General features: G+C 54.1%; 20 protein-coding genes. 2 read left to right on the top strand and 18 right to left on the bottom strand.

The features are described from left to right. Positions 1–99: 99 nt before the first annotated feature. From cpsB to ACLJR2_RS13650, 14 genes are all read right to left on the bottom strand, one after another. Positions 100–1542: a mannose-1-phosphate guanyltransferase gene (gene cpsB / locus ACLJR2_RS13715; RefSeq protein ID WP_000605946.1), complete on the bottom strand. Its 1443-nt coding sequence runs from the start codon at positions 1540–1542 to the stop codon at positions 100–102. Beyond that, entirely contained in the window at positions 1539–2762 is a 1224-nt protein-coding gene (wcaI, locus tag ACLJR2_RS13710; protein ID WP_000699634.1) for a colanic acid biosynthesis fucosyltransferase WcaI, read from the bottom strand. Before wcaI ends, cpsB begins: the two co-directional genes overlap by 4 nt. Next, positions 2759–3232, bottom strand: a complete 474-nt coding sequence (locus ACLJR2_RS13705; protein WP_001533808.1) for a GDP-mannose mannosyl hydrolase — start codon at positions 3230–3232, stop codon at positions 2759–2761. The genes wcaI and ACLJR2_RS13705 overlap by 4 nt, the downstream gene beginning before the upstream one ends. A 2-nt stretch (positions 3233–3234) precedes the next feature. Further along, entirely contained in the window at positions 3235–4200 is a 966-nt protein-coding gene (locus ACLJR2_RS13700; protein ID WP_001041701.1) for a GDP-L-fucose synthase family protein, read from the bottom strand. Positions 4201–4202: 2 nt separating this feature from the next. Continuing rightward, positions 4203–5324, bottom strand: a complete 1122-nt coding sequence (gene gmd, locus ACLJR2_RS13695) for a GDP-mannose 4,6-dehydratase (RefSeq protein ID WP_000048160.1) — start codon at positions 5322–5324, stop codon at positions 4203–4205. A gap of 23 nt (positions 5325–5347) precedes the next feature. Continuing rightward, positions 5348–5902 (bottom strand): colanic acid biosynthesis acetyltransferase WcaF, encoded by a 555-nt coding sequence (gene wcaF, locus ACLJR2_RS13690; RefSeq protein ID WP_001153595.1) that lies wholly within the window; start codon positions 5900–5902, stop codon positions 5348–5350. A gap of 15 nt (positions 5903–5917) precedes the next feature. Further along, entirely contained in the window at positions 5918–6664 is a 747-nt protein-coding gene (gene wcaE / locus ACLJR2_RS13685; protein ID WP_000480132.1) for a colanic acid biosynthesis glycosyltransferase WcaE, read from the bottom strand. 12 nt (positions 6665–6676) lie between these two features. Further along, a complete protein-coding gene (gene wcaD / locus ACLJR2_RS13680) occupies positions 6677–7891 on the bottom strand; it encodes a colanic acid polymerase WcaD (RefSeq protein ID WP_000091393.1) in 1215 nt (404 codons plus the stop codon). Further along, positions 7866–9083: a colanic acid biosynthesis glycosyltransferase WcaC gene (gene wcaC / locus ACLJR2_RS13675; protein WP_001533688.1), complete on the bottom strand. Its 1218-nt coding sequence runs from the start codon at positions 9081–9083 to the stop codon at positions 7866–7868. Before wcaC ends, wcaD begins: the two co-directional genes overlap by 26 nt. Continuing rightward, positions 9080–9568, bottom strand: a complete 489-nt coding sequence (gene wcaB / locus ACLJR2_RS13670; RefSeq protein WP_000888725.1) for a colanic acid biosynthesis acetyltransferase WcaB — start codon at positions 9566–9568, stop codon at positions 9080–9082. The genes wcaC and wcaB overlap by 4 nt, the downstream gene beginning before the upstream one ends. 2 nt (positions 9569–9570) lie before the next feature. Beyond that, a complete protein-coding gene (gene wcaA, locus ACLJR2_RS13665; protein WP_000205692.1) occupies positions 9571–10413 on the bottom strand; it encodes a colanic acid biosynthesis glycosyltransferase WcaA in 843 nt (280 codons plus the stop codon). Between the two features lie 86 nt (positions 10414–10499). Next, positions 10500–12659, bottom strand: a complete 2160-nt coding sequence (gene wzc / locus ACLJR2_RS13660) for a tyrosine-protein kinase Wzc (RefSeq protein ID WP_000137221.1) — start codon at positions 12657–12659, stop codon at positions 10500–10502. Continuing rightward, a complete protein-coding gene (gene wzb / locus ACLJR2_RS13655; RefSeq protein WP_000482224.1) occupies positions 12656–13105 on the bottom strand; it encodes a low molecular weight protein-tyrosine-phosphatase Wzb in 450 nt (149 codons plus the stop codon). The genes wzc and wzb overlap by 4 nt, the downstream gene beginning before the upstream one ends. A gap of 5 nt (positions 13106–13110) precedes the next feature. Next, positions 13111–14250, bottom strand: coding sequence for a polysaccharide export protein (locus ACLJR2_RS13650; RefSeq protein ID WP_000978077.1), 1140 nt, complete (start codon positions 14248–14250; stop codon positions 13111–13113). Positions 14251–14924: 674 nt separating this feature from the next. Here ACLJR2_RS13650 and ACLJR2_RS13645 point away from each other — a divergent pair. Beyond that, positions 14925–16505 (top strand): TerC family protein, encoded by a 1581-nt coding sequence (locus ACLJR2_RS13645; RefSeq protein WP_000454714.1) that lies wholly within the window; start codon positions 14925–14927, stop codon positions 16503–16505. 85 nt (positions 16506–16590) lie between these two features. On the opposite strand, the gene asmA is transcribed toward ACLJR2_RS13645, so the two are convergent. The 3 genes from asmA to udk form a co-directional block, all read right to left on the bottom strand. After that, a complete protein-coding gene (gene asmA / locus ACLJR2_RS13640) occupies positions 16591–18447 on the bottom strand; it encodes an outer membrane assembly protein AsmA (RefSeq protein WP_001252263.1) in 1857 nt (618 codons plus the stop codon). A gap of 38 nt (positions 18448–18485) precedes the next feature. Continuing rightward, positions 18486–19067 (bottom strand): dCTP deaminase, encoded by a 582-nt coding sequence (dcd, locus tag ACLJR2_RS13635; RefSeq protein WP_001234783.1) that lies wholly within the window; start codon positions 19065–19067, stop codon positions 18486–18488. A gap of 90 nt (positions 19068–19157) precedes the next feature. Further along, positions 19158–19799, bottom strand: a complete 642-nt coding sequence (gene udk, locus ACLJR2_RS13630) for a uridine kinase (RefSeq protein WP_000132082.1) — start codon at positions 19797–19799, stop codon at positions 19158–19160. Between the two features lie 330 nt (positions 19800–20129). Between udk and ACLJR2_RS13625 the strand changes: the two genes are divergently transcribed. Beyond that, complete coding sequence (locus ACLJR2_RS13625; RefSeq protein WP_000042926.1) at positions 20130–23120, top strand: MASE1 domain-containing protein; 2991 nt, start codon at positions 20130–20132, stop codon at positions 23118–23120. Here the strand turns inward: ACLJR2_RS13625 and alkA are convergent. Then, positions 23088–23957 carry a DNA-3-methyladenine glycosylase 2 gene (gene alkA / locus ACLJR2_RS13620; RefSeq protein ID WP_000494713.1) on the bottom strand — a complete coding sequence of 290 codons (870 nt, stop codon included), beginning with the start codon at positions 23955–23957 and terminating at the stop codon, positions 23088–23090. The genes ACLJR2_RS13625 and alkA overlap by 33 nt on opposite strands. Between the last annotated feature and the right edge of the window lie 17 nt (positions 23958–23974).

Raw genomic sequence — 23974 nt, 5'->3', positions numbered from 1 at the left:
TCTTCAGGCAACAGTTAGCCCTGACCGTAAATGGCCAGCATCGTTATTGTTATTCATTGCCGGATGGCGCGTTGCGCTTACCGGGCACCGTTGCAGGCGTCAGACCCGCCCGTAACGGTCCTCGAACCGCACCACGTCGTCCTCTTCGAGATACGAGCCGGAACGAACTTCAATTAAATCGAGCGGTATTTTTCCCGGATTTTCCAGGCAGTGGGTCGCCCCCAGCGGAATATAGATGGACTCGTTTTCACCGAGCAGCTTAACCTCGCCGTTGATGGTGACTCTGGCGGTCCCCGCCACCACCACCCAGTGCTCGGCGCGGTGATGGTGCATCTGCACCGACAGTCCTTCCCCCGGCTTGACGGTAATACGCTTCACCTGATAGCGCTCGCCCGCGTCGATGGAGTCGTATTTGCCCCACGGACGGTAAACCTCGCGGTGCATGTGGTGCTCATGGCGTCCGTCGGCCTTGATCTTCTCCACCACCTTTTTCACGTCCTGCACCGCGTGGCGATCGGCAATCAGCACGGCGTCTTTGGTCTGCACCACCACCAGATCCTTCACGCCGACGGTGGTCACCAGACCGGATTCGGCGTAAACGTAGCTGTTTTCCGTTTTATGGCTGATGACGTCGCCGTGGTGGACGTTTCCCTCCGGGGTGTGGGCGCTGATTTCCCACAGCGAGGACCACGAGCCGACATCGCTCCAGCCCGCGTCCATTGGCATCACCACCGCGTCCGCCGTCCGCTCCATCACCGCGTAGTCAATGGACTCTTCCGGACAGGCGAGGAAGGCCTCTTCATCCACGCGAATGAAGTCAAGATCCGGATCGACGCCGCGCATCGCCTGTTCACAGGCGGCCAGAATATCGGGGCGGAACTTTTTCAGCTCTTCCAGATAGCGTCCGGCGCGGAACAGAAACATGCCGCTGTTCCAGTAGTAATCGCCGCTGGCGACGTAGGCCTGGGCGGTTTCCAGCCCCGGCTTCTCAACGAACTGCGCCACCTCAAAAGCCACCGCATCCGTCGCGCCCGGCACGACATCACCGCGCCGGATATAGCCATAGCCGGTTTCCGGCAGATCCGGCACGATACCGAAGGTCACCAGTTTGCCCGCGTCGGCATAGGGCATGGCGCCGCGCACCGCGTCGCGGAAGGCCTCTTCATTGGCGATTGCATGATCCGCCGCCAGTACCAGCATCAGCGGATCGCAGTCCGTATGCTGGCGCGTCGCCGCCAGCGCCGCCAACGCAATCGCCGGCGCGGTATTGCGCCCGGCGGGCTCAAGAATAATGTTCTCCGTCAGTTTATTGAGCTGGCGGAGCTGTTCAGCAACGATAAAACGGTGCTGTTCGTTGCAGATAACCACCGGGCTTTCGCACTCCACGCCGTTCAGACGGCAAATGGTGGTTTGCAGCATGGTGAGATCGCCTTTCAGGCACAGAAACTGTTTTGGATAAAGCACGCGAGAAAGCGGCCACAATCGGCTACCGGAGCCACCGGCCATCACAACCGGGTAAAGTTTTGTCTGACGCATTATCATCCCCGAATATCTGCAATAAATTGGCGTAGCACGTTCTCTTTATTGAGCGTGCGTTCGGCGTATTCACGTGCCGTCGTGTTGTTTTTCGGCATGGCGAGCGCCTGGCTAATCCCGTTGACCAGCGCGTCGGTCGACTCCGGCTCCACGCAAACGGCGATGCCCGGATAGCGCGCGCAAAGTTGTCCTAATTCGGTGTGCGGCTCAGCGGTAATCACCGCATTACCGCCGACCGCCAGAATGTTAGTCAGCTTGGAGGGCAGTACCGCATCCGCCGCGCCGCGCTTTTGCACCACCAGATGGCAGTCGCCCATTTTCAGCAGCGCGGGTAAGACGTCGTAAGGCTGCAGCGGGAGGAATTTAATATTTGGCAGGCCGCGTTCGCGGGCCATGTTCTCCAGCCGCGCCTTGCCGCCCCCCTGGCCGACAATCGCGAAAATCAGCGGTCGATCGCGTAATCGTTCCGCGGCGTCAATTACCTTTTCCAGCCCTTGTTTTTCGCCGATATTGCCGGAATAGAGCACAATTTTTTTGCCCTCTGGCAAGCCAAGCTGCTGACGCAAAGCCGTCACGTCAGCGTCATTAACGTCCTGAAAGCGCGCCACTTCCGACCAGTTCGGAAAAAAGAGGATTTTTTCCGCCGCGACGCCCTTTTCCCGCGCTTTATTCATCATGGAGCGAGAGATGGTCGAAACATTATCAACGTTACGCAGCGCGCTGCGTTCAAAGGCCGTCGCTAACCGCGCTACGCTGCCGCGCTTGCCTTTTCCCGCCATTCCTAAGCCGAGCATGGCGTCCACTTCGTAATCCTGAATATGCAGAACGGTACGCGCGCCGGAGAGTGTCGCCAGCAGGCGCATTCCCGGCGTACAAAAGAGCGTCGGTACAACGCCGATAATCCGATCCGGCTTCCAGCGACGCTGCGCCATCAGTGGGAAAAAACTGCTCAATGCAAAGCTCCCCAGATGAAGCAGTCGTTTTAGGGTGGAGGGCTGTTTCGGCACATACAGCGGGCAGCGCCAGACGGTAGCCTCGCCCTCTTCCCGGCGATAGCGCCAGGCGGAATAGCGCTCACCGACCTTCCACTGCGGGTAGTACGGCGGCGCAGTAATGACCCGCACCTCATGGCCTTCCTGCGCCATCCACGCCACCATTTCGCCGGTATATTTGCCGATACCGGTCAGTTCCGGTGAATAGTTAATGCCATAGACCAGGATCTTCATAGGCCCACCGCCGGCGCGTCAGGAGAGAAGTAGGCCCGACTGTTCTCATGAACATTATCGCTTGCCAGCAGCTGTTCCGGTGTCAGCCAGCGGTAACTGCCATGCTGGGTATCAGGCAGGCGTAAATCGCTCTCCGCCACGCGCAGACGAAAGCCGAGCACGATGTAGTGAGTTGAAAAATCCTCACCGGAAAAGTTGTCGTCATAGAAGTGCTGCCAGACGCCATAAAACGTCCCTGCCGCCAGCGGCAGACGCACGCCCAGTTCCGCCTGCGTCAGCCGTGCAAAGGCGGCCTCCAGCGTTTCGTCTTTGCACACCCGCCCCCCCGGCACAAACCAGTAGCCCTGCGCCGGACGGTTGAGACGCTGGCCCAGTAAAATTTCCCCCAGGCCGTTTTCCACGATGAAATCGAGGGAGATGAGGGGCGTCGCCCGCACCACGGCGGCGAAATCTTCCTGACGTAAAAACATTGTCACCCCCGGAACCGTTGCTGATTCTCAAGGAACCACTGGTAAGTACCGGCAAGCCCTGCCTCCAGTGAAATTTCGTGATACCAGCCAAGCTGATGCAGGCGCGTGACGTCGAGCAATTTACGCGGCGTGCCGTCCGGCTTCGCGGCGTCGAACACCACCCGGCCCTGGTAACCCACCACCTTTGCGATAGTCTGCGCCAGCTCGCGGATGGTGCAGTCCACGCCGGTGCCGACGTTAATGTGCGACAGCATCGGGGCGGTGTTCTCCTGCCACACTTCGCGCGCCAGCTCCATCACGTGAATACTGGCCGCCGCCATATCGTCAACGTGCAGAAATTCGCGCATCGGCGTGCCGCTGCCCCACACTACCACCTCCGGCGCGTGGCTCTGCGCGGCCTCATGAAAGCGGCGCAGCAGCGCCGGGATCACATGTGAATTGTCCGGATGGAAATTGTCATGCGGGCCGTACAGGTTGGTCGGCATCACCGAACGGTAGTCGCGACCGTACTGGCGGTTGTAGGACTCGCACAGTTTAATCCCGGCGATCTTGGCGATGGCATACGGCTCGTTGGTCGGCTCCAGCGTTCCCTGCAGCAGCTCGCTTTCCGCCATCGGCTGCCTTGCCAGTTTCGGATAGATACAGGACGAACCGAGAAACAGCAGTTTGTTCACGTTGTGCAGGTGCGCGGCGTGAATAATGTTGCTCTCTATCATCATGTTTTCATAGATAAAATCCGCCGGATACGTGTTGTTGGCGACAATGCCGCCCACTTTCGCCGCCGCCAGATAAACCTGGTCGATACCCGCCCCGGCAAAGAACGCCTGTACCGCACGCCCGTCGAGCAGATCCAGCTCATCGCGGGTGCGAAGTACCAGTTCCACGTCGCCGCGCTGCGCAAGCTGCCGTACAATGGCGGAACCCACCATCCCGCGATGGCCCGCCACAAAAATTCGTTGCTTGTTCATTCTCAGGACTCCAGCGCGATGGCCACCTCGTAACCGTGAGATTTCAGCAGTGAGTGTTTTTTCGCGGCCTCCAGATCGTTCGCCACCATCTCGGAGACCATCTCCGACAGGGTGATTTCCGGTTTCCAGCCCAGTTTCTCATGCGCTTTGGACGGGTCGCCCAGCAGGGTTTCCACTTCCGCCGGACGGAAATAACGCGGATCAACGGCCACAATCACATCCCCCGGTTTCACGCCCGGAGCATCGTGTCCGGTAACGGATACCACGATCCCTTTCTCATTAATGCCTTCGCCTTCAAAGCGCAGTTTTATCCCCAGTTGCGCCGCCGCCAGCTCCACAAACTGGCGTACGGAATACTGCACGCCGGTGGCAATCACGAAATCTTCCGGCTGCTCCTGCTGTAACATCATCCACTGCATCCGCACGTAATCTTTCGCATGACCCCAGTCGCGCAGCGAGTCCATGTTGCCGAGATACAGGCAGGACTCCAGTCCCTGGGCGATATTGGCGATGGCGCGGGTGATCTTACGGGTGACGAAGGTTTCGCCGCGACGCGGGGACTCGTGGTTAAACAGAATGCCGTTACAGGCGTAAATACCGTAGGATTCACGGTAGTTGACGGTGATCCAGTAGGCGTATAGTTTCGCCACCGCATAGGGGGAACGCGGGTAGAACGGCGTGGTCTCTTTCTGCGGAATTTCCTGCACCAGACCGTACAGTTCAGAGGTGGAGGCCTGGTAGAACCGCGTTTTCTTTTCAAGACCGAGGAAGCGGATCGCCTCCAGCAGGCGCAGCGTGCCCATCGCATCCACATCGGCGGTATATTCCGGCGACTCAAACGACACCGCCACGTGGCTCATCGCGCCCAGGTTGTAGACCTCATCCGGCTGCACTTCCTGTAAAATGCGGGTCAGGTTGGAGGCATCGGTCAGGTCGCCATAATGCAGATGAAATTTCGGGTTGCAGCTGTGCGGGTCCTGATAAATATGGTCCACGCGCTCGGTATTAAACGATGACGCGCGGCGCTTGATACCATGCACCTCGTACCCTTTTTCCAGCAGAAATTCTGCCAGGTAAGACCCATCCTGTCCGGTTACGCCAGTAATGAGAGCGACTTTTGACATTTTCATTTCCTCAAATAGTCCCGTTAGGGAGTAACTTTCTGAACGCGCTGGCGCGTTACCACTGCGGGATTGCCCCGACAAATCGCATTTGCCGGTAATGATTTAAATACGCTGCTGCGCGCGCCGACGACGGTGCCATGACCTATCGTCACGCCGGGCGCGACAAAAACATCGGTTGCCAGCCAACATTTTTCGCCAATAACAATCGGCGCGGCGTTAATATCGAAATGGGCGCTGGTATAATCATGGCTACCGGTACACAAATACCCTTTTTGTGAAATGACCGCATGTGCGCCAATATTAATTTCACCCAACGTATATAACACAGCGTCGTCGCCTACCCAGGCATAATCGCCGATGGTTAATTTCCACGGATAGGTAATTTTTACTGACGGTCGGATAACCACATTCTTTCCAATTTTGGCGCCAAACAGACGCAGCAAAAAGGCTCGCCAGCGATACAATATTTGCGGCGACCCGGCGAATAATGTCGCCTGTACCGCCCACCATAATTGTACTTTTAGCGCATTAGCGCCGCGGAACCCCTTCGGCACCGTAAAGCCGCTAAGATCCTGCATAATAACTCCCGGTGATTAGACTTTGTTATACCGCGCTTTTGTTTTACCCGTCGTTTTCAGACGTAATAAATAGGATAATTGCGCCCAAAATCCTGGCACACGTAATATTTTTCGCTGTACGTTTTTTGCATCCTGACATAATTCCAGATTATTCGAGGTTGACACGCCGCCCATCGAAAACTCAGATACCAGTCCATTAATTCGCCGAAAAGGATAGCCTGCTTTATAGAGACGGGCCGCCAGCGCATAATCTGAAGAGACATGATATTGCAGATCATAAGGATACTTTTTTAACGCTGCCGTCGGGAAAAATATCGCCTGATGGCTGGCTGGCAAACTATGGTAGATATAATACCCGGGTTTAGCCTTCCGGCGTATTTTATGCCCGCCGCCGAAATCCAGCAGCGCGTCGCCAATATACATCGCCTCGCCCTTTTGTCGCGCCAGTTGGCGGACAAACAGCGCGGCATCATCATGGAACGCATCACCGGAATTAAGAAACAGGGTATAGCGCCCCTGCGCCAGCGCAATGCCTTTGTTCATGGCATCATAAATACCGCGATCCTTTTCACTGATAAAACGCAGGTTAAACTCACCGTGACGTTTTTGCAGAAATTCGCGCGTGCCGTCCTCCGAACCGCCGTCCACTACGATCCATTCAAATGACAGACCCGGATCGCGTGCCAGATTGCGCAGCGAGCGCCAGGTTTTTACCACCCCTTCGTAATTGCGAAAGGCGACGGTAACGACGCTTAAAAACATGCCACCACCCCGTTATGAAATTTTTAACGCCTTGCGCAAAATGAACGGACAGACGATTAAAAAAGCATATTCCGGGCTAAATATTGAACCGGTAAAAAACAGCGACACCGGCGTAAAAAGATAGAGCTGTACCCGAAAATTGCGATTATCGCCAAACGCATTTAGCGCCATTTTTAAAACTTTCCCCATATACCACAGCGTCATTAGCACTGCGAACCAGGAAAAATAAATAATCAGTAGATACAATCCATTGTCTATGGTTTTCCCGACATCCGCACCGTTAAAGATTCCGAATGATGCGACATATTCATAAAGTGAGCCAAATCTGACTACACCATCAATATGGGTCAAGGAATATCCGACCATGACTAACGGTCCCACAATACGATAATAAGAAGATGAGCCTTCCGTCCCTAAATCGCCAAGTCGTGTCGCGATATAAGGAAATGCAATAATTACCCCAACCAAAAACAGGGTTAATGAGACCAGCGCCAGTGGAAGTTTTTTCTTTATCGCATCCTTATTCAAATATTGGAACGCCCACTCCAGAAGATAAAACAGGATAAAGGTCATTACCCCTGAAAATGATCCTGATAATATTATCCCTGCCAGAATCATAGCATCGCTTTTCGGTGTTTTGATACCAAACTGTTTGATGCTCAGCCAAATTGAGATTAGTGCCAAAGCGAAAAATGCCGGTTCAAAATAAAGCGCAGTGGTACGCTTACCGCCAAATTTTATGAAGTTCAGTACATAGCTATTACTGTAAATGAGATATTTCGAAATTCCTTCCATAATACTGCTGCCGCCGGTAAGGATAATTTGCGCCATCTCAACCGCGGCGAGCGCGAACACCATACCCACCACCAGATAAAAAAAACGCAAAATCTTTCGGTGGTTATGCGCGGAAATGGTTTTGAATCGGATACTCCAGACCATCCCGATAATGACCACAATATAGACAAACAGCATCGTGGACGTGACATATTTACCGGCATTCAGCGACTGGCCGAACAGGAAGTTAAATGCCGTAAGCCCCGCGCCGATGCCTAAGGCGATCATCAATTTTTTTACGCTAATGCGTTCCACAAATAACAGCAGCAACAGAGGTAAAAAAGTGACGATGGTAATGGGAAAGCTTTCCCCCAGTTGGGCAATCTTGACATTGACCAGTAGGTAGATCAGCGGCAGCAGCAGATAGCTACAGATTCTGATAGAACGAGACATACTCCTCCAGCATCTGTTGACCGCTGTACGCGACGCGGCTACGCATACGAAAGGCGTCCAGTGTTGTGCCAAATACCGCCTGAGCAATCTCTGGCTTACGCCGCTGCGCCAGGCGCAGTACATCTGTAGCGGCAAAGGTCTGGCCGCCGGATTTCGCCAGCACCTCCTGCGCCGCCTCGCTGTGGGTAGCGAGCACCGGTACGCCGATCGAGAGCGCTTCACACAAGATCAGCGGATAGTTATCGACCCGCGAGCTAAAGACCAGCGCATCCATCTCATTGAGCGCGCTCATTAATTTACGCTTATCGGTTTCAAAACCGTGATTAACAACGTTTTGGCCGGTAAAAGGCGAAAATTTACCAAAGGTGTGCAGTTCAATTTTTTCGCCCAGCGCCATCATGTCGTGTACCAGACGCTGGTCAGTTTTGCCGTCGTAACGCAAGTCATGCGCCACAATGGCAATTCGCGGTTTGCCCGGATTCAGCGGCACAGGTGATAGCTGCGCGAGAATCGCCTCGGTCGCCAGATCGATACCGTTGTTAATAATCTGGCAGCGCCCCGCGCCATAAACGCTGTTAAAGGCCTCGGCCACGTGCTGGCTCGGTGAAATAAACCGGCAGCCCAGCCGCAGCATGTCCCGAAAGCGCTGACGTTTGCCGCCAATAAGCTGGTGCGCCCGATCCACCCTGACCGGCGGATAATTGCTTAGGGTCGGACATTTTTGGCAGCCGCTTTTCCAGCCCTCGCAACCGTCGGTGAAGGCGCAACGCCCGGTGACGCTCCAGTGATCGTGCAACGTCCAGACCAGCGTGACGTCCGGTTTTTGCGCTTTGACTTTTTCGCAAAACATCACGATGTCCGCCAGGTTTAGCCAGTAACTGTGGAGAACATGAAAATGCAGCACCAGCGGGCCGGATGTCTGGATAACCGTGCGGTAAAGATTGTCGAGATTGCCAAACAGATCGCGATTCAGGAAACGAAACAGCGCGATATTAGCGATTGCCGTGCCGCGCGGCGTCTGTTTTATCACCTGCGGATAGCGGTGGTGACTGACGCTTTTTTTTCCGCCTTTGCCATAACCATAGACAAAACGTGACGTCAGCCCTTTTTGCAATGCCCGCAGATGGAGATCCAACGCCACTCCCGCCGCGCCGCCTTCCGCCAGCCGTACATTAAATTGCAGAATATTCATGTGCTGACCTTCACCCGTGCTTTTTCTCCCACCACCAGCGCATGGTCCGGAATACTGTCAAGCACCACGCTACCCGCGCCAATCGTGACGTGATTACCGATAGTAATATCGCCAAGCAGGATGACATTCGCCCCCAGCTCAACGCCGTTACCGATCACCGGACAAGCCAGGCTGTCCGCGCCGCGATTGCCAATGGTGACGCCGTGGCGAATGGTAAAATCGTCGCCGGCGACGACATGTTTGTTGATCACTACCGCGTAACCATGATGGATAGTGAACCGCCGACCAATGGTCGCGGCGGCCTGGATTTCATACCCGAACAGGCATTCCGTGATCACGCGATACAGCACCAGCACCGGCGCAGCCCACAGATTATTCAGCACATTCTTTTTGCGCCAGACGGAACAAAAATGAGCGATACGGTAGGCCAGCACCATGCAACAGGGGCGTAAGCTCCAGCTATTCGCGCGTAAGTCTTCCAGCATCGTTATCGCCCCCGCAGCCCGGCCGCCAGACGTTTGCTATTACGCACGGAGAGCAACGTCAGCAACGTGCGCCAGGTCATTCGCTTATTGCGAATTTGGTACAGCGTAAAAAGCTGGTATTTTTTGCTGGCGCGATCGAATTTATCTTTGTGCTTACGATAAAAATGGAAATAGCCGGAGAACTTTTTCGGCGAAGAGGTAATCTGCATCTCGCCGTGGTTGATATGTAAAATTTGCGTCGCCTCTTCGACTTTCCACGGTTCGCCATACTCCACCACCATGCGCAGAAAAATGTCGTAGTCCTGCGCCGCCTTGAGTTCGGTATCGAACAAACACGCTTTAAAACGCCAGGCCCAGGTAAAAACCTGATTGCCAATAATATTGCGCTTGTAGAATAAGCGGCGCGAATAAGGGGATTTCGGATACAGCGGCAGGCTGGCAGGCTGAGAGTAGACCTCGCCCTCGCACACATAGTCGTTGGCATACAAAAAGGCGTGTGTAGTTAACTGGTGTTTATGGGCCAGAAACACGCTCAGACGGTTGGGCGTCCATTCATCGTCATCATCAATACCGGTAATATAGTGTCCTTGCGCCTGCATAATGGCCTGATTGCGTACCGCGCAGGCGCCAGTATTCATGGCGTTATGAGTATAACGAACGCGCGGGTCGTTCAGCTCCTCAACAAATTGTTGTAGCTGCTGATAAGACGAGGAGCAATCATCCACGATGATCATCTCCCAGTGACGGTAGTCCTGACGTAGTACTGATTTAATCGCCCGGATAGCCAACTGCTGCCTGTTCCAGGTTGGCATATAAATTGAGATCAGCGGATTGTCTGTTGTCATGCTTATTCCCCAGATAGTTTTGCCGCATGGCGCTACGCTTGTCCGGCCTACAGTCACAGGCCGCGCCATCCGGCACGCCTTATTTTTTATTTGGAATCTGACTGGTATTCATACTCGTAATAGCCATAATCCTGGTAGCCCGTCGCCCGGCGGAAAATGGAGTTGAGAATGACGCCTTTGACCTGAATGCCATTCTGGTCAAAACGGCTCAGACTGGTTTCCACCTCTTTTAAAGTGTTGACGGCATAACGCGCCACCATCAGCGTCGTCCCGACGTGACGACCCACAATCGCGGCGTCCGTCACGGCCAGAATCGGCGGCGTGTCGATTAATACCAGATCGTAGCGGCTGCTTGCCCAGGCGATCAGCTCGCCGAAGCGCTCGCTCATCAGCAGTTCCGATGGATTAGGCGGCACCTGACCGCGCGGAATAAGATCAAAATTAGCGATCGCCGTGGGTTTCGCGCAGGAGGCTATCTCGCCTTTGCCCGCCAGAATGTCAGATAAGCCGTCCACGTTATTGGTGCCGAGCAGTTCATGGGTGTAGCCCTTACGCATATCGCAGTCGATCAGTAATACCCGTTTATGCGTCTGGCTGATGACGGCCGCCAGGTTGGCGCAAACAAAGGTTTTGCCGATAGAGGGGCTGACGCCTGTGAGCATGAGTACATTATTTTGCGCCTGCATCATGGCGAAATGCAGGCTGGTGCGCAGGCTGCGAATCGCCTCAATCGCCAGATCGGTCGGATTGCCCACCGCCAGCAGTTGGCTCTGCTTGTAACGCTTAATTCCTTTAATGGTTTTGACGCTATCGCGCGCTTTTTGCCATTCCGACAGCGGAATACTGGCATAGACGCTGATCCCGTGCTCCTCCAGCACCTGCGGGCTTTCAATACCGCGATTAAACAGCGAGCGCAGCAGCACGCCGACAATCGATAACATTAATCCCAGAATAATGCTGCCGAGAATAATCAACGCCTTTTTCGGCTTTAGCACGCCCGGCTGGGTAATCGCCGGGTCAACGATGCGCACGTCGCCAACGGTGCTGGCTTCGGTGATTTTCAGCTCCTGCTGTTTATTAAGCAGTTGCATATAAACCTGCTGGCCGGACTCCACATCGCGGGTCAAACGCACAATCTCCTGCTGGGTTTTCGGCATCGCCGTCACCCGCCCGTTCAGTTTGGCTTTTTCATCTTCCAGCGCTTTACGTTTTTCCAGCAGGGTGCGGTAAGCCGGATGCGCTTTGGTAAAGAGCTTGGAAATTTCCGCCTCTTTAAACGTCAACTCATTCAACTGGGCGTCGATATTAACCATCGAATCGAGCACCGCCTTCGCCTCCAGCGGTAAATCCACCGAGTCTTTATCCTGGCGGAAAGCGTTTAGCTTGTTTTCCGCCACATCCAGACGGCTGCGGACTTCCGGCAGTTGTTTTGCCAGAAACGCCAGGCTCTTCCCCGCCTCTTCAGATTTCCGCGCAATATCCTGTTGCAGATAGTTACGGGTAATACTGTTGAGAATTTCGCGGATCTGGTCGCGATCCTCTCCCGTGAACGTCAGGCTCAGAACGCCGGTATCTTTGCCGGTTTCCGTTACGGTGAGGTTATTTTGCAGGTTATTAATCATGCCAAGCGTTGAGAATTTACTCACCGTAAATTCTGTATCAGGACGGGCGTCAATCGCCTCTACCTGCATCGTCACGCCGTCTTTATTGAGTGGCTGGCCCACAACGCCCTGCGCGCTAAATCCGCCGTCGCTAACCAACTGATAACGTTTGTCGCCCAGCACTTTGAGGGTGAAGATCTGTCCGCTCATCGTCTCTGGTCGGGTGAATGTCGTGACTTTCACCATTTCATTGTGACGCCCCATCAGCCGTTCCCACCCGGCGCCGAAGAGCGGAAAGGTGTTTTTGGTGACGGCAATATCCAGATCCAGATCGTCAACGGTCTTCCCCAGCACCAGACGCGATCGAATGAGCTGAATTTCCGCATCGGAAGCCGGCGGCTTATTCGCTAATGCGCTGTTGATATCCTGTACCAGCGAATTACCGGCGTTTTGTTCAATCTGCACCAGCGCATCGGCGCTATAGATGGGCGTGGCGAAGAACGTATAAATTACCGCGCACAGCGCAAATATGGCCGTCGTCCCCAACACCCACCAACGCGCTTCAATCACCGTTCCGACCAGACGCCCGATATCGATTTCATCGCTACCCGTAACCGCCGCAGATTGTTTTACTTTTTCTGTCATGGTTTTCCCTGCTCTGCATTCAGTGCCTGCGCCCACTGGCGGGCAGACCTTTCCAGTAATGTGTACACCGCCTCAAACGCATCGCGGCTTTTGCGATACGGGTCCGGTATTTCACGCTCGCTGTCCCAGTGACCAAACAGCATTACCTTGCCGCGCATTTCCGGCGCAATGTCGCACAGGGCGGCGATGTGACGTTTCTCCATCGTCAGAATCAGGTCATATTCCCGGCACAGACGCGCGGAAATTTGCCTTGCGCAGTGATTTTCCAAAGACAGATCGTGGGCGCTCGCCACGCTCGCCGCCGCAGGATCGGCGCCTTTGCCGACCAGCGCGCCTAATCCGGCGGACGCAACCGTCAGCGAGGGATGAAAGCGCTTTAGCAAACGTTCCGCCGTCGGAGAACGGCAAACATTCCCCACACAGACCACTAATATTTTGTTAAACATAACGATTACCAGGAATGAATGTCGCTGGCCGTATCCGTCATATAACGGACACCGCTAATGGTCGGCAGCAACTGATTGATCAGACGGTTCCAGCGAGCAACCGGCGCGGTCGTGACGTACACCACATCGTAAGGCTGAAGTCGGAATTCCGTCGCCATCACCAATGACGTGGCGTCAGACATATCAAGCTGGTAGATATTGGCGATCTTGCCGCCGCGTCCCCCCTCGCCTTTCAACGGACGAATCACAAAAATGCCGCTGGCGTTGGAGGTGGTCAGATCGATGCCTTCCGCATTGCCTAATGCTTCGGTGAGCGTCATGCCGCTGAAATCCATTTTGAGGGTGCTCTGTTTTTTCACTTCGCCCATGACAAAGACTTTCAGATCGTCATTGCGCGGCACATACAGAATGTCGCCAGGGTAGAGCAAGCGGTTCTGGCTAAGATCGCCATTTTGCATCAGCGCCTGTAGCGAAATGCGCTGTTCTTTGCCGTTGTGCGTCAGCACGACGTTGCGCCAGTCCGCCATATCGGTCAGGCCGCCCGCAGCGTTAATCGCATCCAGGACGGTTAGCGGTACGTTAGTAATGGCCTGCTGACCGGATTTATTCACCTGGCCGGAGATGTACGCTTTTTGCGAGCGGAAAGCGGCGATATTGACATCCACCTGCGGGTCCGCGATGTACTTCGCTAAACGCCCGGTAATATCGCTGCGAATCTCTGACAAAGTTTTACCGACGACGCTAACCTTGCCAATGTAGGGATAAAACATGGTGCCGTCCGGCTGAACCCAGTTGCCGGTATCGCTTGAGCTACGGTACTGGCCCGCTGGCGTGGTCAATTCCGGGTGATCCCAGACGGTGACATTCAGCACATCGCCAGGCCCGACGCGATACTGATAGCTGGCGATCTCCTGGTCCAGCGACATATTCGGTTGCGCGACATTGGGCCGCGGGCGTAATTGCTCAACCAGCCGTGGCGTCAGCGGATACACATTGACCATCCGGTCGAGATCAAAGTCAGCGTCTTGCTGTTTGATCACATCTTTCCCCATCGTAGACATATTGCTGCCCGGAAGTACTGTGCAACCACTTATCAAGCTGAGCGACGCCAATAATGGCATCAATTTCATTTTGGATTTCATCATTGATTATTTATCACTTTGGCAGAGTCATTATCCTGTGCAATTTAAATAGCGGCTTCGTCCGTGCACATTTACCTTGCAGTTAATGGCAGAGAAAATTAACTGGCATCATTCTGAAAAAAAATCAATTCATCCGCAGGCTATTGACAGAATAATAAAGGCTTATATTCAGGCTTTCAGGCACGCTACCGCCCCTGGCTTCTTAGCTACCAATACACTGATTATTCTAAATTTTCGCATTCCCCTCCGATTTCATCCTCGTTCAGATAAAAATCTTCAGCGAAATAAAGGTTACGTATTAATAGTTTTCTCGATGTCGTGACAGGATATTTAAGAGCGCTATCTTAATCCTGCAAGAATTGTTGCAGCTAACCTAATGACAGGCAAGGTAACAAACCCGCCATTCTATATTTTTAAGATTAATATTAAATGAATTAACAGATGATTTTAGGATTTTATTGATGTTGACAATATTTATTTACTCCACTCCACCTGCGATATTTCCTAAATATATTCTTGACATTATTTAGTTTCCGACAGAAACATTACGGCTATTTTAAAGTTATTTTATAGCCGCGTAACAAAGATAAATTGCTCTGCGGCATTGCATTTTTCCGCCGTATTATCCATGATCGAATTGTGACAATTGTCATATTACAGAAGGTATTGCTCTTACTATGGAATGGATTGCCGATCCGTCAATCTGGGCCGGACTGGTAACGTTAATCGTTATCGAACTTGTTCTCGGCATTGATAACCTGGTCTTTATTGCCATCCTCGCTGAAAAACTACCGCCGGGGCAGCGCGACCGCGCGCGCATTACCGGCCTGATACTGGCGATGATCATGCGCCTGCTGCTGCTGGCGTCAATCTCGTGGCTGGTCACCTTGACTAAGCCGCTCTTTAGCGTACAGGCGTTAAGCTTCAGCGCCCGCGATCTGATTATGCTGTTCGGCGGCTTCTTCCTGCTCTTTAAAGCCACCATGGAGCTCAACGAACGGCTGGAAGGGAAAGATAGCGCCAACCCTACCCAGCGTAAGGGGGCGAAATTCTGGGCGGTGGTCGCGCAAATCGTGGTGCTGGACGCTATCTTTTCTCTCGACTCCGTGATTACCGCCGTGGGGATGGTCGATCACCTGGCGGTCATGATGGCGGCAGTGATAATCGCCATTAGCCTGATGCTGCTCGCCAGCAAGTCCCTGACCCGATTTGTGAACAACCATCCCACCATTGTCATTTTGTGCCTTAGCTTCCTGCTAATGATCGGCTTTAGCCTGGTGGCGGAAGGGTTTGGTTTCCACATTCCGAAAGGGTATCTGTACGCGGCTATCGGCTTCTCGGTGATGATCGAGGCGCTCAACCAACTGGCTATTTTTAACCGCCGCCGTTTTCTTTCCGCTAACCATACGCTGCGCCAGCGCACAACGGAGGCCGTGATGCGGCTGATTAGCGGTAAAAAAGAGGATGCCGAACTGGATGCGGAAACCGCCGCGATGCTGGCAGACCATGACGACAGCCAGATTTTTAATCCGCAGGAGCGCAGGATGATTGAGCGGGTGCTGAATCTCAACCAGCGCACCGTAAGTAGCATCATGACGTCGCGTCACGATATCGAGCATATCGATCTCAACGCGCCGGAAGCGGAAATCCGCGCTCTGCTGGAAAAGAACCAGCATACGCGTCTGGTCGTGACGGGTGAAAATGAACAGGAAGATTTACTCGGCGTCGTCCACGTCATCGATCTGTTGCAACAATCGCTGCGCGGCGAACCGCTCAACCTGCGGGCGCTGATTCGCCAACCGCTGGTTTTCCCGGAAACATTGCCGCTGCTGCCTGCGCTGGAGCAGTTCCGTAACGCCAGAACCCATTTTGCCTTTGTCGTAGATGAGTTTGGCTCGGTTGAAGGCATTGTGACATTAAGCGATGTCATGGAGACTATTGCCGGTAATCTGCCGAATGAAGTCGAGGAAATTGACGCCCGCCACGATATTCAGAAGAACCCGGACGGTTCCTGGACAGCAAACGGCCATATGCCGCTGGAGGATTTGGTGCAGTACGTGCCGCTACCGCTGGATGAAAAACGGGAATACCATACGATTGCCGGATTATTGATGGAATATTTGCAACGCATACCGCAAACCGGTGAAGAGGTTCAGGTGGGCGATTATTTGCTGAAAACATTGCAGGTAGAAAGCCATCGAGTGCAGAAAGTGCAGTTAATTCCGCTGCATAACGGCGAGCCAGACTCGGAGATGTAACGTCTGTTCGCCTGCCCCGGCCTGCTTACCAGGCAGGCCGGAAGCGCGTTAGCCTCGCCATCCGGCTCTGCCCTTTGGCCAAAAACTACAGCTTATTCAGCAGTTTCTTCACATCTTTACCGTTGCGGGTATCTTTATTGCGATCCGCCCAGTCATTGAGCCGACGCTTTGCCTCATCCTGTAAATGCTTACGCAATAACTGATCCACTTGCAGGGTATAGTTCAGCTCCTGCCACTTGCCATAGACGCGCAGCGGCACCGGCGTCTCTTTCAGGAAGGTGATCAGGTTGCTATCGCCGTTCCAGCCGCCCAGCACACGCAGATTAAATTGCGTATCACAGCTCTGCTTAACCAGATCCAGCGTTCCGCTGCCGGTTAACGCCAGCATAGAAGATTGCCCGACCATGTCGTCGAGCGTCAGCGTGCCCTTATTTAGCGTCAGATCGGTCGTGAAGCGATCCAGTCGGGTCGCGTTGTCCATATTTTCCTGCGACTGCTGCGCGTCGCCGCCGCTTCGCTCTACGGCCTGCTGCACCAGTTGCTGGAAATTCATTCCTTCAAGGCGCGTATTGCTCATGTCAACATGCGCTTTTCCTTTCCAGCTATGGCGAAATGCCTCTGCGTCAATATCCGCCCCGGAGAAATCGCCAACCAGCGACATCTTACCGGTCAGGCTAATCGGATAATTGAAGGCTTTCAGGATAGTCCCAATCTCAACATGGTTGAGGCGAGGGTGGAATTCGATGCGCGGACTGGCGGTGCGGGCGTCCAGCGTGCCGGGCAGCGACATCTCTCCGTCGGCCAGTTTCCCCTGCAACTCGGTGATATCCAGCAATCCGGCCTGATTAGACATCTTCGTCGAAACCTGGGTAAAGTCCATTCCCCGCCAGCGAACTGAATCCGCCTGTAAAGCAATCTCCGCCGTAAAGCTTTGCAGCCCCTGATAAGGCGGCGCACCAACACGCGACGCGATAACTGGCCTGGTCAGGGGGAGCGTATTTTGCCCCTGCGACACCGCGCCGCCCGTCTGAGCCACGGTGCTATGATGCGGCAACAGGTTGTCCAGATTAAGCTTGCTGGACTGGAGGTCAATTTGCCATTCCGGCTGCTCCGCCAGCGTTACCTGAACGTGTCCGGTCAGAGAACTGTCATTCGCCGTTAAATTTAAATGGTTAAATGAAAGACGTTTTTGCGCTTCCTGCCACTGCGCCTGTAATTGTCCCTGCCCCTCAATCCCCTGCGCCGGTAAATCCGCGCCCTGCAATTGCCAGCGCAGTTGCTCAATACCCGCGGTTAAATTATGCGGGTAATCGGAAGCATCCACCGTTCCGCTGAACGATAAAGCAAGATCCCGCTGATCGCGGTTCACGCGTCCCGAAAAATCAAACGTGCCGCGATGCTCGGCATCTTGTTCCATATTCAGACGAATATCGCGCACCGTGACCTGGTCATCATTTTCATGCTGGAAAACCAGCACACTATCGGCAACGCGCAGGCTACGAATATCAAACGACCAGCCGCGATCTTCCGCTACGTCCGGCAAGGTATTATCTTTCGGCGCGACCGGCGCATCATCACTGCGTACCGCTTCCGTTTGCGGCGTCAATTGAATCACCCCGCCTTTCAGCATCACCTGCTTAACATGAAGCTGATGACTCAACAGCGGCCATAAAGCGACATCCAGGCGCATATTGTCAGCCCGCACCAGCGGTTCGCTGGCGCCTCGCGCCGTTAGCGTCATTCGCCCGGAAAGGATGCTGAGTTGCGGCCATACGTGCCAGCGCAGCGGCCCGTCCAGTTGCAACTGATATTCACTACGCGCGGCAACCTGCTGCACCATATAGGCGCGGAAATCATTCGGATTGACCAACAATACCAACGCAGAGAATCCGGCCACCAGCACGACCAGGAGAATCATCAGCGTCGTCAGAAATCGTCTCATGCTACCCTCAATGGACCGGCAGTATTGCGCCGAATGGCTCAGTCTTTATCAATCCGGCTGGCGACAGCGCCCTGCTGATCGCGATATTTGGCATCCTGACGGCGGTTATAAGGCCGCGCCGCCGGGCCTGACAGCGGCTCAAAGCTCAGCGCGCCGATGAGCATACCCGGACGCAACGCCAGCGGCAGCTTCCCGGAGTTGTAAAACTCAAGCACAATGCAGCCCGACCAGCCGGGATCGATACGGTGCGCCGTCACATGCACCATCAGTCCCAGACGCGCCAGCGAGGAACGACCATCCAGCCAGCCCACTAAATCCGGCGGCAGGGTAACGGATTCAAAGGTGACTGCCAGCGCCAACTCGCCCGGGTGCAGATAAAATGCCTCGCCGTCCGGCAAAACGATTTCATCGCTCATCACGCGATCCAGCGCCGCGCTGACCTCATCTTTCGGCCCGCTCAGATCGATAAACGCCGCCGTATGGCCACGGAAGGTTCGAAATTTATTGCCAAGACGTACATCGACCGTCGCGCCGTTAATGCGCTCTACGGGAGGTCGCGGGGTGATAGACAAACGGCCTTCATCCAGCCAGGCTTCAATATCTCGGTCGCATAAACGCATGGCACTTTCTCCTTTCGCGCATCAAGCCCTTAAATCAAGCACATCAAGGGCTAACCAGGTTATCACTGAACGGTACACAATTCGCCAGATTTATTCAAAGAACTGGCTGATTTTCGCTTTCAGAATATCAATAGCGATGCGGTTTTTACCGCCGCGCGGCACGATAATATCCGCATATTGTTTGGAAGGCTCAATAAATTGCAGGAACATCGGACGCACCGTTTTCTGATATTGCGCCATCACCGAATCCATTGAGCGACCACGCTCGTTCACATCGCGTTTGATACGGCGCATCAAACAGATATCCAGCGGCGTATCGACAAAAATAGAGAAGTTCATCTCTTCACGCAAACGCGCGTCGGTCAGTAACAGAATACCTTCAAGAATAATCACTTTCTTCGGTTCTACGCGAACCGTTTCCTGCATACGGGTATGCTCAACATAACTGTATACCGGTAATTCAATCGCCGAACCGCGCTTGAGCGCCTGAAGATGCTGAAATAGCAGGCTGTGATCCATCGCATTCGGATGGTCATAGTTAGTTTTTACGCGTTCTTCCATCGACAGATGGCTTTGATCTTTGTAATAACTGTCTTCGGGAATAACGCCAATATGTTCGTCACCCACTTGTTCACGCAATTCGCGGTAAAGGGTACTGGCAATAAGACTCTTGCCGGAAGCCGATGCGCCAGCGATACCGATAATGACGCACTGATGAGACTGATCAGTCATAAATTTAGCGACCTGATTAACCTGGATGTAAGGAAGGGGGGCGCCGAAACGCCAAACGCGGCAATTATAGGGATTTCAGCAGCGCGATACCAGTCCGGCGCTATGCCACGGTGAATTTGTTAGCGGCGCATTCGACGTCGCGACGTAAAAGCGTTCAGTTTTAACGCGGACAGCGGATTTATCGACCCGTCTGGAGGAGGAATACGCCGGGAGCCACAATTTATATTCAGCCAGCGTATAAATCATTACGCGTTTATACTAGCATAATCACAGAGTAAACTGACGCGTCCGGTATTCCGCGACGTTACCGGCGATTCGGATAGAGTGGTAATGAGTAAACCATCCCAACATGTTTTCGTTACCGTCCACCACCCGCTATTGCGTCTGGTCAGTTTAGGCCTGGTTGCGTTTGTCTTTACGCTCTTTTCGCTCGTATTATCGCGTGTCGGCACCCAACTCGCGCCGCTGTGGTTCCCCACCTCCATTATGATGGTCGCGTTTTACCGCCATGCGGGCCGTCTGTGGCCTGGGATCGCGGTCGCCTGCTCGCTCGGCAGCATCGGCGCCTCACTGACTTTATTTCCGGCCGCCTCGCTTAACTTTAGCTGGACGGCAATAAATATTATCGAGGCGGCCACCGGCGCGATACTGCTGCGAAAACTGCTCCCCAGCTACAACCCCTTACAAAATTTGAATGACTGGTTTCGTCTGGCTATCGGCAGCGCCGTGATTCCGCCGCTACTCGGCGGCCTGTTATTTTGGCTGATAGCGCCGGAAGCGGTCGCCTCGAAAGCGTTTCTGATTTGGGTATTATCGGAAGCCATCGGCGCGCTGACGCTGGTGCCGTTAGGTTTACTGTTTAAACCACACTATCTGTTGCGTCATCGCGACCCGCATCTGTTGCTGGAAACGCTATTGACGCTGGTCATTACGCTGGCGCTAAGCTGGCTCGCTATGCGCTATATTCCGTGGCCGTTTACGTGCGTTATCGTCCTGTTGATGTGGAGTGCGGTGCGCCTGCCGCGAATGGAGGCGTTTTTAATTTTTTTATCTACCGTTATCGTGGTCTCGCTCATGCTGGCCAATGACCCCACGCTACTCGCCACGCCGAAAACCGACGTGATGGTTAATATGCCGTGGCTGCCTTTTTTAATGATCCTGCTGCCTGCCAATATGATGACGATGGTGATGTACGCGTTTCGCACGGAGCGTAAACATATCACCGAGAGCGAATCCCGCTTTCGCAACGCGATGGAGTATTCCGCCATTGGTATGGCGCTGGTCGGTACGGAGGGTCAGTGGCTACAGGTCAATAAATCTCTGAGCCATTTTCTTGGCTATAGCCAGGATGAATTACGCACGATGACATTTCAGCAATTGACCTGGCCGGAAGACCTGAATAATGACCTTGAACAGCTAAACATGCTGGTGCGCGGCGACATCAATAGCTATTCCATGGAAAAACGCTACTACACCCGCAACGGCGATGTCGTCTGGGCGCTACTAGCCGTCTCGCTGGTTCGTCATAAAGACAATAAACCTCTCTATTTTATTGCTCAGATCGAAGATATTAACGATCTCAAGCAAAGCGAGCAGGAAAACCAGCGGTTGATGGAGCGTATTACACAGGCAAACGACGCGCTGTTTCAGGAAAAAGAACGGTTGCACATCACGCTTGACTCTATCGGAGAAGCGGTGGTGTGTATTGATGTCGCGATGAATATCACCTTTATGAACCCGATCGCCGAGAAGATGAGCGGCTGGCGGCAAGAGGATGCTTTAGGCACGCCATTATTAACGGTTCTGCGCATTACGTCAGGTGATAAGGGGCCGCTGCTGGAGGATATTTATCGCGCCGACAGGTCGCGATCGGACATGGAACAGGAGATAGTGCTTCATTGTCATAACGGCGGCAGCTACGATATTCATTACAGTATCACGCCGCTCAGTACACTTGATGGCGATAAGATTGGTTCGGTTCTGGTTATCCAGGACGTTACCGAATCACGAAAAATGTTACGCCAGCTCAGCTACAGCGCAACGCATGACGCCCTCACCCATCTTGCCAACCGTGCCAGTTTTGAAAAACAGCTTCAACAGCGCCTGCAAACAATACAGGAATCGCCTCAACATCATGCGCTGGTGTTTATCGATCTGGACCGTTTTAAAGCGGTTAACGACAGCGCGGGACATGCCGCCGGCGATGCCTTATTGCGCGAGCTCGCGTCACTGATGCTCAGTATGCTTCGATCCGGCGATCTTCTGGCCCGTCTGGGTGGCGATGAGTTTGGCCTGTTGCTGCCGGATTGTAATAGTGACAGCGCGCGTTTTATCGTGACGCGGCTTATCAACGCCGTTAATGAATATCACTTTATGTGGGAAGGACGCCTGCATCGGATCGGCGCCAGCGCCGGGATCACAATGATAAATGAACATAACTGCCAGCTCACAGAGGTCGTGTCTCAGGCCGATATTGCCTGCTACGCCGCGAAAAATAGCGGTCGAGGCCGTCTGACCGTGTACGAACCGCAGCACGCATTAACCTCCTCAAAGGGAATGATGCCGCTGGAAGAACAGTGGCATATGATTAAAAATAACCACCTGCTGATGCTTGCCAGAAACGTCGCGCCGCCGCGTACGCCGGAGGCCACCAGCTTTTGGCTGGTCTCACTCAGGCTGTGGACCAGCGAAGGGGAAGTGATGGAAGAGCGCGCGTTCCGGGCAGGGTTAGCCGACTCCGCGCTGCATCACGCGCTTGACCGACGGGTATTCCATGAGTTTTTCCACCATGCGGCGACCGCCGTCGCCAGCAAGGGATTAAGCGTTGCGCTGCCGCTGTCCGCCGCGGGATTATACAGCGCGACCCTTATTGATGAGCTGCTGGAACAACTGGAGCATAGCCCACTACCGCCACGGTTATTACATCTGATTATCCCGGCTGACGTTATCGTTAAGCAGGCGCAGACCGCCGCTGCGACTCTGCGAAAACTGCGGCAACGCGGCTGCCAGGTGATTCTCAGCCATGTCGGGCGCGATTTACAGCTGTTTAATTTACTGCCCCCGCATATCGCCGATTATTTACTGCTGGATAGCGACCTTATCGCCAACGTTCATGAAAGTTTAATGGATGAAATGCTGACCTCGATCATCCAGGGACACGCCCAACATCTGGACATCAAAACGCTCGCCGGGCCGGTACAAAACCCACAGGTGCTGGATACGCTCTCCCGTATTGGCGTGGATCTGATTTATGGCGACACTATCGCTGAAGCGCAACCGCTGGATTTGTTACTGAATACCAGTTACTTCGCTATCCATTGACGGTTGCCAGCCGTGGGTATACCAGATATGCAGTAGCGCGTAGGAACGCCACGGTTTCCAGCGCTCCGCGTAGCGACGGATCTGCGCGGCCGTCATCCCGGCAAAGCGCTGCTTAATTAAGTAATCATCGGGTAAAAAGATATCTTTTGCCTGCCAACCGCGCAGGGCGAAATAGTTCGCCGTCCAGCGGCCAATTCCCGGAAACGTTTGTAAATTTTTAACGCTCTGCTCAATATCCGGCGGCGCGGCGAGCGCCAGTTTTCCCGCCAGCGTCGCCTGCGCCAGATGAATCAGCGCTTCGGCGCGCCGCAGCGGCATCCCCAGAGCTTTCAGCGCCAGCGGATCGGCCAACGCCAGCGTTTCCGGACCGGGAAAACAGACATAATCGGGCGCATCCGGCAACGCCTCGCCATAGCGGCGCGCCACTTTCGCCGTCAACCTTGCCGCCATCGCGACACTCACCAGTTGCCCCAGTATCGCCCGCACGCCTTGTTCAAACGTATCAACCGATCCCGGTAAACGCAGCCCCGGTCTGTCCTCGCCCAGTGGCCCCAGCACGGCGGCAACCTGCGCGGGCTGGCAGTCAAGATCAAACAGACGCGAAACCTTCGCCAGACACGCCGGCGCGACGGGAAGTAATCCGGCGCTCACGCTAACCTGCACAGTGTGGGTGGGCAGATGGGGCCTCACGCTGACCAGTCCGCGATGCTCGCCCACCACCAGGCTGCGCGCATAAAAGCCCTCGCCTACTGTTTCCACGCCGTCCACCGCACGCGCGGCAAGAAAGCCCAACATCCACGACCAGTCGTAAGGCGGCTGCCAGCTCAGGGTAAACATACTTTTCTCCTTTATTT

The organism is Salmonella sp. SAL03688, from assembly GCF_046551895.1.
GTDB classification, from domain to species: Bacteria; Pseudomonadota; Gammaproteobacteria; order Enterobacterales; family Enterobacteriaceae; genus Salmonella; species Salmonella enterica.
This window is presented reverse-complemented; position numbering and strand designations above follow the sequence as displayed.